This is a genomic window from Candidatus Rhodoblastus alkanivorans (assembly GCF_022760755.1).
Lineage (GTDB): Bacteria > Pseudomonadota > Alphaproteobacteria > Rhizobiales > Beijerinckiaceae > Rhodoblastus > Rhodoblastus alkanivorans.
The window spans coordinates 2,366,522-2,382,364 of record NZ_JAIVFP010000001.1 but is presented as its reverse complement, the minus strand read 5'-3'; the positions used below and the strand labels follow the sequence as shown (position 1 = coordinate 2,382,364).

The window sequence follows — 15,843 nt, the reverse complement described above, 5'->3', positions numbered from 1 at the left end:
GATGGCAGCAACATATTTAAGGACGCATCAGCAGGCACGCCCATGAACGCCCAGTCAGACTTCACCAAGTCAGACGTCAATGTCGAGACACACACGACGCAAAAATACCGCACATTGTTCATTTCGGACGTTCATCTCGGCACCCGGGGCTGTCAGGCCGAGCTGCTGCTCGATTTTCTGAAATATAACGAATCCGAGGAGTTGTTCCTCGTCGGCGACATCATCGACGGCTGGCGGCTCAAAACCGCCTGGTATTGGCCCCAGGCCCATAATGACGTGGTGCAGAAGCTGCTCCGCAAGGTCCGCAAGGGCGCGCGGGTGGTGTTCGTTCCCGGCAATCATGACGAATTCGCCCGGGATTTCATAGGGATGGAGTTCGGGGGCGTCGAGGTGCTCGACCATGTCGTCCACGAGACGGCGGACGGCCGGAAGATGCTGGTGGTTCATGGCGACCAGTTCGACATTGTCGTCAATCACGCCCGCTGGCTCGCCCATCTCGGCGACTGGGCGTATGATTTCGCCATCTGGACCAACACCTGGTTCAATCTCGCCCGCCGCAAGATGGGCCTGCCCTATTGGTCCTTCTCGAAATGGGCCAAGCTCAAGGTCAAGAACGCCGTCAATTTCATCGGCGATTTCGAGGACACACTCGCCGCCGAGGCCCGCAAGCGCAGCGTGGACGGCGTGATCTGCGGCCACATCCACCATGCGGTGATTCGCGACATCGACGGGATTACCTATGTGAATACCGGGGATTTCGTCGAATCTTGCACGGCCATCGCCGAACATTTCGATGGAAGGCTGGAGCTGATCCATTGGAGCCTGCTCGAAAACGAGCGGATCGTGGCCCCGATCGTCACCCTGAACCTGCCCGGCCCGATGACCCTGCCGGAGCCCGAGCCCGCGATCGCCGAACGCGCCGTCGCGCAGGGCTGAGCGTCGGTCATCGACTCAAACGAACATCAAACAGGCTTCCTGACTGTGGAAATGAACGAACGGGCCTGCCCCTCGCCCCGCTTCAGCGGGACAAGGGTCAGGTGAGGGGCAAACCTGAGGTCCGCAACGCCGATCCGACATTGCGAACTGCTTTCAGCGCCGGCCCGAAGCGCGCCTCAGACCTCGACCGGCTCGCCGGCGCGAACCCAATCCAGCATCGAGCCGGCGTAATGGGCGCAGGCGTCGCCGCGGCCGAACAGGCGCGACATTTCGATCGCCTGGAGGGTGCGCTGGCCGGAGCGGCAGCAGAAAACAATGCGTTTGCCAGGGTCGCGCGGTAATTTCGAGGGATCGAACCGCGACAGCGGCATAAGAGTCGCGCCTGCGATATGACCCGCCGCAAATTCGTTCGGCTCGCGCACGTCGATCAGCGTGATCGATCCGTCCGCCAGCCCCGCCTTGACCTCATCCCGGGTGACCACGTCCACCATTCCACTTGCTCCAGCAAATTCCATTCCCGGCTTAAATAGCCGTCGGCGCCGACATTTCCAACTTGTCGCCAGACTTTTGACGCGAGTGTGTAACTCACTAGCAAGCGTCGTTCCAGCCAACCGCCGCCAACGGCTTGGCAAATCCCGCGAATCCGCTGAAACTGCCTGCCGGAGGCCGCTTGATGCCGCAATTTTTTCGCGCCGCTTTTCTCTTTCTAGGCCTGGTCCTCGCCGCCGCGCCGGCGGCGGCGGCCGATCTCGCTATCGGCCAGACTGTGCTCAATGGGCGCACGGGCGAAAAAATCACCTTCAAGAACATCACCCTGAAGGATTGCAACCTCACCGAAGACGAGGCGACCCGCCTGTTCTCCGGGGCCCTGTCGCGCGAGGACGCCGGGGCCATGCTGGGGCGGATGACCGCGAGGGAGCTGCGAATTCCCGAGGCCGACGTCGAGACCGTCAATGGCGATAATTTTACGGTCAAGGACATCGTCGCCCAGAACATCGCCCAGGGCGGCGCGCAGGTTCTGTCCATCGGCTCGACCGACGGCGTGCTGCCCGACGACGCCGGCGACGCGACCCTTCATCTCGGCGCGCTGCGGGTCGAGAAAATCTCCATGCCCGGTCTCGCGGCGGCGCTGCGCGCGGGCGATCCCGGCGGCGCCGCATTTCGCTTTTCACATCTGGCGTGGGAAGGCGGCGAACTCTCCGCCGTGGACAAGGCCACCCCCGCCGGCGCGCCGGGCGGCAACCGGATTCTGCTGCACGTCGGCGCGGCGAAGATCGACCAGAATTTCAACGCCGACGGCGCGCCGCTCGACGGGGCGGCGTCGCTGACCGGCATCACGCTGAAAATGCCGCCGACTTCGCGCATGGGCTCGAACCTCGCCGCCTTCGGCTATTCCCAACTCGACGCCGATTTCGAAGTCGCTGGCGCCTATGACCCCGCAACCAAGGTCTATTCTCTCAAGACCTATGCGCTCGACCTCAAGAAGATCGGCCGGATCGCGCTGAGCGCCAGGATTTCCGGCGTAGGCGAGACCGCCTTCGTCGGCGAAAAGGCGGCGCGCCAGCAGGCGCTGCTTGATTCCACCCTCGATTGGGCGCAGATCGACGTGACCAATTCCGGCCTGTTCGAAAAGATCGTGGCCTTTTTCTCGCTCAGCCAGGGCAAAACGCCCGAAGCGGTCAAGAGCGAATGGCGCGCGATCATCGCACAGGCGCCGATGCTGTTCTCCGGCGCCTCCGCAGTGGACGCCGTCGCCAAGGAGTTGGACCGTTTCATCGCCGATCCGAAAGTGCTGACGCTCCGGATCAAGGGCAAGGGCGCGCCGCTCAAACTGGGCGAATTGGTCCATATTTCCAATACGGCGTCCTTTCTCGACAAATTGGAGGTCACCGGCTCGCAAGGAACGTCCAACTCCGCCAAGCCGGCGCCCGGAACCCGCCTCTGATCCGGGAGAACGGCGCCCGCCGTCCTGCAATGTAACTTGCAAAAATCTGCAGACCGCGCGAACAACCTTCGGGCTGTTCACGCCCTCGGGGATTCCGCGATGACTGAAAAGATTTCGTCCGATCTGCAATCGGGCGCGCTGGTCTACCATGCCCATCCGCGCCCGGGCAAAATGGAGATCCGCGCCACCAAGCCGCTCGGCAACCAGCGCGACCTGGCGCTGGCCTATTCGCCAGGCGTCGCCGCGCCCTGCCTCGAAATCGCCGCCGACCCCGCCAAGGCCGCCGAATACACCGTCCGCCAGAACCTCGTCGCCGTGGTCACCAATGGCACCGCCGTGCTGGGGCTGGGCGATATAGGCCCCCTCGCCGCCAAGCCGGTCATGGAGGGCAAGGCCGTCCTGTTCAAGAAATTCGCCGGCATCGACGTTTTCGATATCGAAATCGCCGCCCATGACGTTGACATGCTGGTGGATGTGATCGCGGCCCTGGAGCCGACCTTCGGCGGGATCAATCTCGAAGACATCAAGGCGCCTGAGTGCTTCGAGGTGGAGAAGCGCCTGCGCGAGCGCCTGACGATCCCGGTCTTCCATGACGACCAGCACGGCACCGCGATCATCGTCGGCGCCGCCGTGCGCAACGGCCTCGATCTCGCCGGCAAGAAGATGGCGGAGGCGAAAATCGTCGCCTCGGGCGCCGGCGCGGCGGCGCTGGCCTGCCTCGAACTGCTGGTCGCGCTCGGCGCGCGGCGGGAAAACATCTTCGTCTCGGACATCGAGGGCGTGGTCTATAAAGGCCGCAACAAGCTCATGGACCCGATCAAGGAAACTTTCGCGCAGGACACCGCCGCGCGTACGCTCGCCGAAATCATCCCCGGAGCCGACGTCTTCCTGGGCCTTTCCGCCGGCGGCGTGCTCAAGCCCGCCATGGTCAAGACCATGGCGCCGACGCCGCTGATCCTGGCTTTGGCCAATCCCAATCCCGAAATCCTGCCCGAGGACGCGCTCGCCGTCCGGCCCGACGCGATGCTGTGCACCGGCCGTTCGGATTATCCCAACCAGGTCAACAACGTCCTCTGTTTCCCCTATATTTTCCGCGGCGCGCTCGACGTCCACGCCACCACCATCAACGAAGCGATGAAACTCGCTTCCGTCGAGGCCATTTCAGCGCTGGCGCGCGAGGCGCCCTCCGACGTGGTGGCCCGCGCCTATAGCGGCGTCGCCCCGGTCTATGGCAAGAATTCGCTGATCCCGTCGCCCTTCGACCCGCGTCTGATCCTGCGCATCGCGCCGGCCGTCGCCCGCGCCGCGATGGACAGCGGCGTCGCCAAAAAGCCGATCGAGGATTTCGACGCCTATCAGGAAAAGCTGGAGCGCACCGTCTATCGCTCCGGCTTCATCATGAAGCCGCTGATGCATGCGGCCAAGGCCCATCCCAAGCGCGTGGTCTATAGCGAAGGCGAGGACGAGCGCGTGCTGCGCGCGGTGCAATCGGTGATCGAGGAAGGCATCGCCAAGCCGATCCTGATCGGCCGGCGCGGCGTGGTCGAGAAGAGGCTCAAAACCTTCGGCCTGTCGATCGCCCCCGACCGCGATTTCGAGCTGATCGATCCGCAGGACGACCCGCGCTACAACGATTATGTCGCTACATTGCTGTCGGTCGCCGGGCGGCGTGGCGTCAACCCCGCAACCGCGCGCACTTTGGTGCGCACCAACGCCACCGTCATCGGCGCGCTGGCGCTGGTCCGTGGCGAGGCCGACGCCTTGCTGTGCGGGCTGGAAGGGCGGTTCGGCGCGCGCCTCGCCTATCTGCGCGACATCGTCGGCGTCGCGCCGGGGATCAGCGATTATTCGTCGATGAGCATGCTCATTACCGGCAAGGGCGCTTTCTTCATGGCGGACACCCATGTCCGGCGCGATCCGACCGCGGCAGAGGTCGCCGAGACCGCCCTGCTCTGCGCGGTCCATGTTCGCCGCTTCGGCGTCGAGCCCAAGATCGCTTTGCTGTCCCATTCGGATTTCGGATCGGACAGTTTTTCGCCAGCGGCGGCGAAGATGCGCGAAGCCATGGAGATCATCCGCCAGCGCGCGCCCGATCTCGAAGTCGACGGCGAAATGGCGGCCGACACTGCCCTCTCGCAGGATGTGCGCAACCTCGTCCTGCCCGGATCGCTGCTCAAAGGCGAGGCCAATGTGCTGATCATGCCGGATCTGTCCTCCGCCAATATCGCCTATCAGATGACGAAAACCCTGACCGACGCCTTGCCCGTCGGCCCGATTCTGCTCGGCGCGGCGAAACCCGCCCATGTCCTGACGCCTTCGATCACCGCGCGCGGCGTGGTGAACATGACCGCGGTCGCGGTCGGCGAGGCGCAACGCCGGGACGATGAGGACGACATGGCTTGACGCAACGCAAAAGGGCGGGACAAAGACGTTAAAAATCATTAAGTTCCAGGGCATGAACGATTCAGACCTCGCCCTCGCCCTGTCCCGCCGCATTTTCGGCTACGCCCGCCTCGACCCCGGGCTCAAGGTGATCGACCGGGTCGGTGCGCTCATGGATTGGGCGCCCCCGCCCGGCGCCCTCATTACGGAATCACCCGTTTTTTTCGCAATGGAGCTGGAATTCGACGCTCTGCGCGAGGGGCGCCGCGTCGCCCTCGACCTGCCCGGCGTGCGGCTTCCGCCCGAAGACTCAACGCCGTTTTCGGTTTCGGTCCTGTACGCGCCCCGACCTGAACGCTTCCTGGTTTTCGTCAACTCTGATTGCGGCGCGCTGGAAGTCGAGCGTCAGTTCGCCCAGGAAAGGCGCGAGGCGCTCCTGCTTGCCGATCAGGCCGCCGCCGCCGGACGGCTGATCCGCGAACAGGCGGCGCTTTATTGCGACATCGTCGAAAGCGCCAACGATCTCGTGTTCCGCCTCTCGACCGATCTGCGGGTCACTTTCGTCAACGCCTTCGCCTGCGCCGTGCTACGCGAGGACGAGCGCTTCCTGCTCGGCCGTGCGATCGACGACGTATTGGGCCATTCGCCCCAGGACGGCTGGCGCGCCCTGCTGGGGCCGGCCGACGACGCCTCCTTCGAACAGGAATTGCAACTCCCCGGCGGCGCTTCGGTATGGATCTGGTGGAGCGTGCACTGGGTCGGGGACAAGAACGGCCCCGGCGAATTCCAGGCTTTGGGCCGCGACGTCACGGATCTTCGCCGTTTGCGCGCGGAGGCCGCGCGCGGCGCCGACGAGGCCCGCCGCGCCGCCGTCATGCGCGAGCGCCTGCGCATCGCCCACGACCTGCACGACACTTTGGTCCAGTCGTTGGTGGCGCTCGCGCCGCAATTGCGGCTGATCCGAAAGGTCGCCGGGCCTGACGCGTCGCCGCGCCTGCTCGAAGAACTGACCCACGCCGACACCGCCGTGCGCGACGGCTTGGCTCGGGCCCGCGCCGCGCTCTCCGACCTGCGAGGCCAGACCGTCGAAAGCCAGGGCCTGGGCGCGGCGCTGGAGGCTTTGGCCGCGCGCTTCTCCTCGCGCACCGGCGTCCATACCCTCGCCGAAATCGACGAGCACGCGCGGCCCGTCAGCGGCGCGGCGGCCGCGGCCCTTTACCGGATCGCGGAAGAAGCATTGCGCAACGTGGAATTGCACGCCAATGCGCGAGGCGTGAGTTTGCGGCTTTCCGCCGACCCGTCACGCGCCGTCGCGCTGATCGTCGCCGATGACGGACAAGGCTTCGAGCCGGTCGAGGTCCAACCCGGCCATTTCGGCCTGATGGGGATGCGCGAGCAGGCCGACATGATCGGCGCGTCTTTCGATCTGCGCGCCGAAAAAGGCGGCGGCGTCCGGATCGAAGTCACGCTCCCCGGCCCGCGAAGCGCAGGGACGGAAACGCCTTTCAGCCATAAGTCTTAACGAAGACTATTCTGTTTAATGGAAGCCGATTCAGCTTCAAGCGCGTGGCGAATTCATCGCCGCCGCGCCTCATTTAGCCCAATTAGATTATAATTTATTGTTTTTAAATGAAATTGCAATTTTCTAAAAAAGCCGTTAAAAGATTTCGCGGAAACTTCATCTGGCTTGGCTCAAGCTCTTACGCCCTTTCTGGCCCGGCGCGCCGTTCCGATCGATCGCGGCTTGCGTCCGGGGCCAAAATACGGGCCTTTTCGCCGGCCGTTGCGGTTTTTCGCGTCAGACGCCTGGCGTCGCTCGCCCGTGCGGACGAAACTGTTTACGAAATTAAAACATGCTGTTGAATCGCACGGCCATGAAGTTTTCGCAAAACTGTTTTCCTCTCATGGGGATTGACAACGAGGCGTCGCGCCTTTTCGCGGCGGGGGAAATTCATTGCGGCCGGACGAACGCATTCGCATTCTGATCGCCGAGGATCAGCCGATGATCCGGAGGGCTTTCGCCTCCATGCTGGCGCTGGAGGCGGATTTCGAAATCGTCGCTCAGGCCGCCGACGGCGTGGAGGCGGTTCAGGCGGCGCGCCGCTACCTGCCCGACGTCGTGCTGCTCGACATCCAGATGCCGCGCCTCAACGGCATCGCCGCGACGCGCCAAATCCTGTGCGACTGCCCCGAAGCGCAGGTGATCATCCTGACCACTTACGACACCGACGACCTGATCTTCGACTCGATCTGCGCCGGCGCCCAGGCCTATCTGCTCAAGGACGCCGACGAGAACGAAATTCTCGACACCATCCGCGCCGTCTCGCGCGGCCAGTCCCGTCTCGCGCCCAATGTCGCGCGCAAATTGCTCGACGAATTCCGCCGCGTCCGGCGCGCCCCGAACCTCGCCGACGGGATCGCCCCGGAAGAGCCGCTGACCGACCGGGAGAACGCGATCCTCCAACTCATCGTCGCGGGCAAGGGCAATCGAGAGATCGCCACGCAACTCCGGCTCGCCGAAGGCACCGTGAAGAATTACGTCAGCCGGATTCTCGAAAAGCTGAACGCGCGAAGCCGCACCGAACTCGCCGTCAAGGCGCTCAACCGCCGTATCGATTGACACGGAATTTCCGAACGGCGTCTCCGTGAAACGCTCGGCGACTCACGGAAACCACAGGAAAAGGACCGCGCTGGCGCGGTCCAGTTCAAATTCCCGCACAAACGGGGCTCAGCGCCCCGTCAGATTGGCCTTGGCCCGCGCCCACCAGCCGGAACGCTTCGGCATGTTGGGATCGGCCGCGGTAATGACCGGCAGTTCCGGCTGGGCCGGCTCCGCCGCGTGAGCGGGCTCGTCGGGGTTGGGCGCCGACGGAACGACCGAAAGCGGGCTCGGGGCCTCCGCCTCTTGGGCAGGCGTCTCTCGGGCAGGCGTCTCTCGGACAAGCGCCTCTTGGACAGGCGTCTCTTGGACAGGCGTCTCGGCCTTCGCTTCCCTTTCGGCCGGGGCTACCGCCTCGTCCGCCGGCGCAACTGCTTCGGGCGTCTCGGCGACAGGATGCGGCTCGGCGTTCCAGGTGGGAAGCGGCGGGAAATCCCGCGTCTCCGCCAGGGTCTCGATCAGCGCGTCGCCGCCTTCATCCGCCGCCGCGGCCTCGTCCGACGTCCCCTCGCCGGATTCCGCGCTCTTGCGCCAGTCGCCCGCGAATTCGACGATTTCCGCGCCCGACCGGCTGCGGTTGCGGCGACGCCACGCGCCGCGTCCGCGGCGGCGTTCTTCGCCGCCCTCACGCGCGCTATTCTCGGCGCCGTCCTCTTCCGCCACGGCCGTAACGAGGTCGCCGGCGATTTCAGCGACCGTCTCCAGCCCTTCATCCGAGGGCTGCGGCGCATTCGCGTCCACGCCCACCGATTCGCGTTCGAAACCGCGCCCACGCCCGCGGCGGCGACGACGGCGGCGGCGCGTGTCTTCGCCCCGCTCATCGGCATTTTCCGCCTCTTGAGCCTCCTGGAACTCTTGAGCCTCGATTTCGGCTTCCTCTTCGAATTCCGCTTCAAGCTCGGCGTCGCCGATCGGTTCGATATCCTCGATAGGCCGGCGCGGATCGAAGCGCCGCGCCGGATCGGACGGGCCGACGGCGGGTTCGCCGCGCTCCAGGGTGTGATAAGCGCCGCCGGTCAGCGAATCGTCGGCGGCGATGGTCACAGAAACGCCGAAGCGCTCCTCGATCAGCCGCAACAATGAGCGCTTGTGGTTCAGTATATAGAGGGCGATGTCCGTGCGGGTGCGCAGGACGATGTTATGCGACGCACTCTTGATCAGCGCGTCCTCCAGAACGCGCATCACATGGACGGCGACGGAGGCTGTCGAGCGCACGGTTCCCGCCCCCGCGCAATGCGGGCAGACGACCGACGAACCTTCCAGCACGCCGGTGCGGATGCGCTGGCGCGACATTTCCAGCAGGCCGAAATGGGAAATGCGGCCGACCTGGATGCGGGCGCGATCGTCCTTCAGCGCTTCCTTGAGCCGGCGCTCGACCGCCCGATTGTTCCGGCTCTCCTCCATGTCAATGAAATCGACGACGATGAGGCCGGCGAGATCGCGCAGCCGGAGCTGGCGCGCCACCTCGTCCGAGGCTTCGAGATTGGTGCGAAGCGCCGTGTCCTCGATATTGTGCTCGCGGGTGGAACGGCCTGAATTGACGTCGATCGCGACGAGGGCCTCGGTCTGGTTGATGACCAGATAGCCGCCGGATTTCAGCGTCACCTGGTTGTGGAACAGGGCGTCGAGCTGCGATTCCGCGCCCCATTTGGCGAAGATCGGCTGGGGATCGCGATAATGATGCACGTTCTTGACGTGCGAGGGCATCAGCAGGCGCATGAAGTCGCGCGCCTCGCGATGGCCGTTCTCGCCCGCGACCACGACCTCGTCTATGTCCTTGTTGTAGAGGTCGCGGATGGCGCGCTTGATCAGCGAGCCCTCCTCATAGACCAGGGCGGGGGCGCTGGAGGTCAGGGTCAGTTCCCGGACCTGTTCCCACATGCGCATAAGATATTCGAAATCGCGCTGAATTTCCTGCTTGGTGCGCGAGGCCCCCGCGGTGCGCAGGATGACGCCCATCCCTTCCGGAACGTCGAGGTCCTGCGCGATCTCCTTGAGGCGCTTGCGGTCGCCCACGTCGGTGATCTTGCGCGAAATGCCGCCGCCGCGCGCGGTGTTGGGCATCAGGACGGAATAGCGGCCGGCGAGCGACAGATAAGTCGTCAATGCCGCGCCCTTGTTGCCGCGCTCCTCCTTGACGACCTGGATCAGCAGCACCTGCCGACGCTTGATGACTTCCTGGATCTTATATTGGCGGCGCAGGCGGGGCGCGCGGTAATGTGTCTCGTCCATGGCGTCGCCGCCAAGCAGTTCGACCGACTCTTCTTCCTCGTGCTCGCCGTTCTCGCCTTCGTTTTCGCGCTCGTTTTCGTTCTCGCCCTGGCTCCTTTTCCTTGCGCGGGTTTCGCGCTCCCGGCCTGCTTCGGAGCCATTCTGCTGCACGAGATCGAGGAAATCGCGGGCGCGCGCCTCGTCGTCCTCGGCGGCCTCGTCCTGCGACTCGCCGTTCTCCTCGCCGTTCTCCACGCGGTCGGCGGCGGCCTGGGGCGCGAGCGCGGCTTCCGCGCTCTCTTCGCCGGATTCGACCACGGCGAAGCCTTCGGGATCGCTGGCCAGTTCATGATCCTCGGGCAGCCATTCCGGCGCCTTTTCGGCCGGCGCTTCCCCGGCCGGAGCCTCCTCCGCCGCGGATTCCCCGGTCGCGGATTGCTGGGCTCGCGCCTCGTCGGCCGGAGCCTCGGCGACGGGCGCTTCGGCCGCGACCGCCTCGGCCGGGACGGGCTCGCCCACTTCCGCGGCCGTTTCGACGGTCTCCTCGTCCGTTTCGACCGCGCCGGCCTGTTCGTCCTCGGCGGCGAATTCGCCGGTCACCCGCTCGTCGTCGTGATTGCGGCGGCGCTCGGCGCCGCGCCGGCTGCGGCGGCTGCGGCGGCGGCTTGAATCTTCCTCGTCCTCCTCGCGATGCGCGCGGATCTCCTCCTCGAGCAGAGCAGCCCGGTCGGCGTGGGGAATCTGGTAATAATCGGGATGGATTTCGGAAAAGGCGAGAAAGCCGTGGCGATTCCCACCATATTCGACGAAAGCCGCCTGCAGAGACGGTTCGACACGGGTGACTTTCGCCAGATAGATATTGCCGCGCAGCTGTTTCTTGGAAGCGGACTCGAAATCGAACTCCTCGACCCTATTTCCACGCAGCACCACCACCCGCGTCTCTTCGGGGTGGGAGGCGTCGATAAGCATTTTGTTGGCCATTGCGAACTCTTTTGGGCAAGGCGCGGCAAAGGGCCGCGTCGGCCTTCGCGCGCGCTCCCGCCGGCGGAATATGCTCCGGCAGGAGAACGCGCGCCGCGACGCGCCCGTTCGGGCGCGCCTTGCGATGTGTGGTTGCGGATGATTGTGGATTGCAGATGGACCGCGCGAAAGCGCGGCGCGAAATGACGGACGCGAGGCCCTGCCGGCGCCTCGGAACGCCGGAGGCCGGCAAACAGGGGCTCGCTAGATCATGTTCCGCCCGAAGATGGGCGTTCGTGCTCTGGATCGCGAAGCGACCGGCGTCGGGAGCCATCCTTTTGATGAACTGACGACGGACGTCTGACGGCATCCTTGGGGGACGCGCCCCCCCACGGCGCGCGAGAGCGCCGAAAATATCCTCGATGCCGGCCTTCACGCGGGCCAAGACACCGGCGTGAAGTCTTTTTGCGAGCACGAACAAATTTCCACCCATCCTCCAGCGCGTCAGCGACGCCGGACAAGATCCGAAACGGCTGACGAGCAGGGCGCGGCGCAAACCCCGTCCGTGCGAATGGGCCCACGATTTCCGGGGTGCGCCGTGGCGGGAAGGCCGTTTCCTCATCGTTCGGCGCGAATCGTCTCGCCCGAACCGGAACACCTCCCTTGTAAACGACAGAAAGCCACTTTGGCAAGTTTCCCACGCCTGTGGCCGTCGAGCAACAGCTAGGGCTCCGGGAACGGCTTATCAAGGTAAACGGTTCTTAATATTTTCATGATCTGACTCGGCTGCCGCCGCCTCGCGGATCGAACAGCAACGTCCCTGGATCGCGACATGCGCCTGGTCATGGCCATCAATCTCCTGAAGCGGGCCGCTTTTGCCGCCGCGGCGGCGCTCGTCTGCGCCGCGCAGCCGACTGCGGCGCGCGCCGAAACCGCCCTGCCGATCGCGATCGCTGCCCACACGGACGTTCGAGGCCGCGAAACCCGCCTGTCCTTCACCCTGCAATCCTGCCTCCCGACTGAGGCCTATCTGCTGGGCAATCCGGCGCGGGCGATTGTCGATCTGCCCGAGGTCAATTTTCAGATCGATCCGGCCCAGGGCGAAGCGCAGCCCGCCAAGAAGCGGCGTCACCGCCATCATGCTGAGCCCGCGCCGAAAGCCGGCCTCATCGCCTCTTATCGTTTCGGGCGACTCGCGCCCGGCAAATCGCGCATCGTCGCCGACCTCACCGGCCCCGCCGCCATCGTTTCCTCGTCCTGCGCGCCGGTTCCGGGCGCAGACGAACTGACGCTCGTCCTCGCCCCCGCGTCCGACGCCGATTTCAAGGCCGCGGCCCGGGCGGGCGCGCGACGTCAAGCCCTCGCCGACGCCCCGCCTCCGCTTCCGCCAGCGCAGCCGCCGTCGGAAAAGCCGGTCGTCGTCATCGATCCGGGCCATGGCGGCGTGGACACCGGCGCGCTTAGCAAGCATCATGCCATCGAGAAATTCATCGTGCTCGATTTCGCCAAGGCGCTCGGCGCGAAATTGACCGCGAGCGGCCATTATCACATCGTGTTCACCCGCACCGACGACACCTTCGTCTCCCTCGGCGAAAGGGTGCGCATCGCCCGCCGGCTCAATGCCGCGCTTTTCGTTTCGGTCCACGCCGACTCGCTGCCAAGCGATGGCGACGAGGTCTCCGGCGCCACCATTTACACCGTTTCCGACCGTGCTTCAGACGCCGAGGCCGCGAAGATCGCCGAACATGAGAACATGGCCGATTCCGCCGCGGGCGAAGAGACGAAAGAAGACGCCGGCGACGTCAACGACATCCTGTTCGATCTCACCCGGCGCGAGACCCGCGCCTATTCCAGCGTCTTCGCGCGCTCCCTCGCCCAATATTTCAAGGTCGCGGCGCGGCTCAACAAAAACCCCAGGCGCTCCGCCGGTTTCGTGGTCCTCAAGTCGCCCGACGTGCCCTCGGTTCTGCTGGAGCTCGGTTATCTTTCCAATGCGCGCGACGTCTCCGACCTGACCTCGCCGGCCTGGCGGGACAAGGCCACGACCCAGGTCGCCAAGGCCATCGACAATTATTTCGCGATGCGCCAGCCAGCCGGCCTTCCCGCGGCCTCGGCCGACGCCGCCCTTAAAGCGACACAAAGCGGCGGCAACTAACTGGCCTGAGAATCGAGCCGGGCCGCCGCGATTTCCGCGGCGTCGCGCCTGCGGGTTTGGCCGGCGTATTTCTGGCCCGCCGGCAAATTCGGTGCTATAGCCGGGCTCGGCTACGCGATCAGATTCAGCGCATGGCAGGCGGCGCGCCGGAGTGACGCCGCGAAAGGTGAATGAATGCGTTTTATCGCCCGGTTCCTCGGCTTTCTCTTCGCAACGGGCACGATCCTTTTCGTCCTGGGCGCGGCGGCGGCCGGCGGCCTCATCTATGTTTATTCCAAAGACCTGCCGGACTATACCCAGCTCAAGAATTACGAGCCGCCGATCATGACCCGCATCCATGCGGGGGACGGCTCTATTCTCGCCGAATACGCTCATGAACGGCGGCTCTACCTGCCCTCCTACGCCATTCCCAAACTGGTGAAGGAAGCCTTCGTCTCGGCCGAGGACAAGAATTTCTATCATCACCACGGCATCGACCCGGAAGGCGTCGTGCGCGCCGTCATGGTTTTGCTCCAGGGCACCCGCCATGTGCAGGGCGCCTCGACCATCACCCAGCAGGTCGCCAAGAACTTCCTCCTGACCAACGAGCGTTCCTTCAACCGCAAGATCAAGGAGGCGCTGCTCAGCTTGCGCATCGAGCAGGCCTATTCCAAGGACCGCATCCTCGAACTCTATCTCAATGAAATCTATCTCGGCCTCGGCAATTACGGCATCGCCGCGGCCGCCCTGAATTATTTCGACAAATCGGTCAACGAGCTGACGCTCGCCGAGGCCGCCTATCTCGCCGGCCTGCCCAAGGGTCCGAACAATTACAATCCCTTCCGCAACCGCGAGGCCGCGATCGCCCGCCGCAATTACGTGATCGAACGCATGGTCGAAAACGGCTATGTCACGCGCAAGGAGGGCGACGCCGCCATGGCCGAGCCCCTGAATGTCAATCCGCGCGTGCTCTCGCCCGATTCGATGGAGGCCGGCTATTTCGCCGAGGAGGTCCGCCGCGAGCTCAACGAACGCTACGGCGACAAGAAGCTCTACGAGGGCGGCCTCTCGGTGCGCACCACCCTCGATCCCAAGATGCAGCTGATGGCGCGCAAGGCGCTGGTCGACGGTCTGGTTCGCTTCGACGAGGCCCATGGCTATCGCGGCCCGATCAAGCAGATCGACATCGGGGCTGACTGGGGCCAGGCGCTAGGGCAGGTTCCCGCGCTGGGCGACGTCGCGCCCTGGCGTCTCGCCGTCGTGCTCGACGTCAACGATTCGGGCGCGCGCATCGGCCTCCAGCCGCCGCGCGAGAAATCAGGCGATCTTTCGCCGCAGCGCGTGACCGGAGTGATTCCGCCGGAAGGCGCCCGCTGGACCCGCAAGCGTCTGCGTCAGGCGCTGACGTCCGGCGACGTCGTCTATGTCGAGCCGATGGACGACAAGCCCGGCATGTACCGCCTGCGCCAGGTCCCCGAGATTTCCGGCGCCCTGATCGCAATGGACCCCTATACTGGCCGCGTCTTCGCCATGGTCGGCGGCTTCTCCTTCGATCAATCGTCGTTCAACCGCGCCACCCAGGCGCTGCGCCAGCCGGGCTCGTCCTTCAAGCCGATCGTCTATTCGGCGGCGCTGGACAATGGCTATACCCCCTCCTCGATCATCCTCGACGAGCCGATCGAGATCGTCCAGCCCAATGGCGACGTCTGGCGGCCGGAGAATTTCGAATCCGGCCATTACGGCCCGCACACCCTGCGCTACGGCGTCGAGCATTCCAAGAATCTGATGACCGTGCGGCTCGCGCGCGACATCGGCATGCCGCTGATCGCCGAATATGCCCGCCGCTTCGGCGTTTACGACGACATGCTGCCGGTTCTCTCCATGTCGCTCGGCGCCGGCGAAACCACGCTGATGCGCATGGTCACCGCCTATTCCATGCTCGACAATGGCGGCAAGCGCCTCAAGCCGACCCTGATCGATCGCATCCAGGACCGCTGGGGCCATACGATCTACCGTCACGACGACCGCGAATGCCTCGGCTGCGACGCGCAGAAATACGAGCCCGGCAACCTGCCAAAGCTCGTGGACCACAGCGAGCAGGTGATCGACCCGCTCACCGCTTATCAGATGACCTCGATCATGGAAGGCGTGATCCAGCGCGGCACCGGCGTTTCGATCAAGGTCCTCAACCGCCATCTCGCCGGTAAGACGGGCACGACCAACGACGCCAAGGATCTCTGGTTCGTGGGCTATTCGCCGGACCTCACGGTCGGCGTCTATCTCGGCTATGACAAGCCGCGCTCGACGGGCGCATCCGCTCAGGCCGCGCTCTATGCCGCGCCCATCTTCCGCGACTTCATGAAAATGGCGCTCACCGGCAAGCCGGACACGCCGTTCCGCGTGCCGCCAGGCATCAAGCTGATCTCGGTCGATCTCCGCACCGGCATGCGCTCGTCCGGCCCCGGCTCGATCCTTGAGGCCTTCAAGCCCGGCACCGCGCCGCCCGAATCGTACAGCGGCGGCGGCGGCGGCGGCGGAGGCGCGGCCGGCACGGACCAGCAGGTCGGCTCGGGAACGGGCGGGCTTTACTGACGGGCAGTTGCCCCTTATCTGTGC

9 protein-coding genes are annotated in these 15,843 nt (G+C 65.0%); 7 read left to right on the top strand and 2 right to left on the bottom strand.

Annotated elements, in window-relative coordinates; genetic code table 11:
* Nucleotides 1-42: 42 nt before the first annotated feature.
* Nucleotides 43-936 (top strand): UDP-2,3-diacylglucosamine diphosphatase, encoded by an 894-nt coding sequence (locus K2U94_RS11130; protein ID WP_243067280.1) that lies wholly within the window; start codon nucleotides 43-45, stop codon nucleotides 934-936.
* A 176-nt stretch (nucleotides 937-1,112) separates the two neighbouring features.
* Here K2U94_RS11130 and K2U94_RS11125 read toward each other — a convergent pair whose 3' ends face one another.
* A complete protein-coding gene (locus K2U94_RS11125) occupies nucleotides 1,113-1,427 on the bottom strand; it encodes a rhodanese-like domain-containing protein (RefSeq protein WP_243067279.1) in 315 nt (104 codons plus the stop codon).
* A gap of 182 nt (nucleotides 1,428-1,609) precedes the next feature.
* On the opposite strand from K2U94_RS11125, the gene K2U94_RS11120 reads away from it, so the two are divergent.
* The 4 genes from K2U94_RS11120 (at nucleotide 1,610) to K2U94_RS11105 (ending at nucleotide 7,883) form a co-directional block, all read left to right on the top strand.
* The gene (locus K2U94_RS11120; RefSeq protein ID WP_243067278.1) at nucleotides 1,610-2,881 is read left to right on the top strand and encodes a hypothetical protein; all 1,272 of its coding nucleotides are present in this window, start codon (nucleotides 1,610-1,612) and stop codon (nucleotides 2,879-2,881) included.
* A 99-nt stretch (nucleotides 2,882-2,980) separates the two neighbouring features.
* On the top strand, nucleotides 2,981-5,284 hold the full coding sequence (locus K2U94_RS11115; protein ID WP_252393675.1) for an NADP-dependent malic enzyme: 2,304 nt from the start codon (nucleotides 2,981-2,983) through the stop codon (nucleotides 5,282-5,284).
* A gap of 52 nt (nucleotides 5,285-5,336) precedes the next feature.
* Nucleotides 5,337-6,785, top strand: a complete 1,449-nt coding sequence (locus K2U94_RS11110) for a sensor histidine kinase (RefSeq protein WP_243067277.1) — start codon at nucleotides 5,337-5,339, stop codon at nucleotides 6,783-6,785.
* Nucleotides 6,786-7,217: 432 nt separating this feature from the next.
* Nucleotides 7,218-7,883 carry a response regulator gene (locus K2U94_RS11105; protein WP_243067276.1) on the top strand — a complete coding sequence of 222 codons (666 nt, stop codon included), beginning with the start codon at nucleotides 7,218-7,220 and terminating at the stop codon, nucleotides 7,881-7,883.
* Between the two features lie 108 nt (nucleotides 7,884-7,991).
* On the opposite strand, the gene K2U94_RS11100 is transcribed toward K2U94_RS11105, so the two are convergent.
* Entirely contained in the window at nucleotides 7,992-11,114 is a 3,123-nt protein-coding gene (locus K2U94_RS11100) for an Rne/Rng family ribonuclease (protein WP_243067275.1), read from the bottom strand.
* 811 nt (nucleotides 11,115-11,925) lie between these two features.
* Here K2U94_RS11100 and K2U94_RS11095 point away from each other — a divergent pair.
* Both K2U94_RS11095 and K2U94_RS11090 read left to right on the top strand, forming a co-directional pair.
* Nucleotides 11,926-13,248, top strand: coding sequence for an N-acetylmuramoyl-L-alanine amidase (locus tag K2U94_RS11095; protein WP_243067274.1), 1,323 nt, complete (start codon nucleotides 11,926-11,928; stop codon nucleotides 13,246-13,248).
* A gap of 174 nt (nucleotides 13,249-13,422) precedes the next feature.
* Nucleotides 13,423-15,819: a penicillin-binding protein 1A gene (locus K2U94_RS11090; protein WP_243067273.1), complete on the top strand. Its 2,397-nt coding sequence runs from the start codon at nucleotides 13,423-13,425 to the stop codon at nucleotides 15,817-15,819.
* The last annotated feature ends 24 nt before the right edge of the window (nucleotides 15,820-15,843 follow it).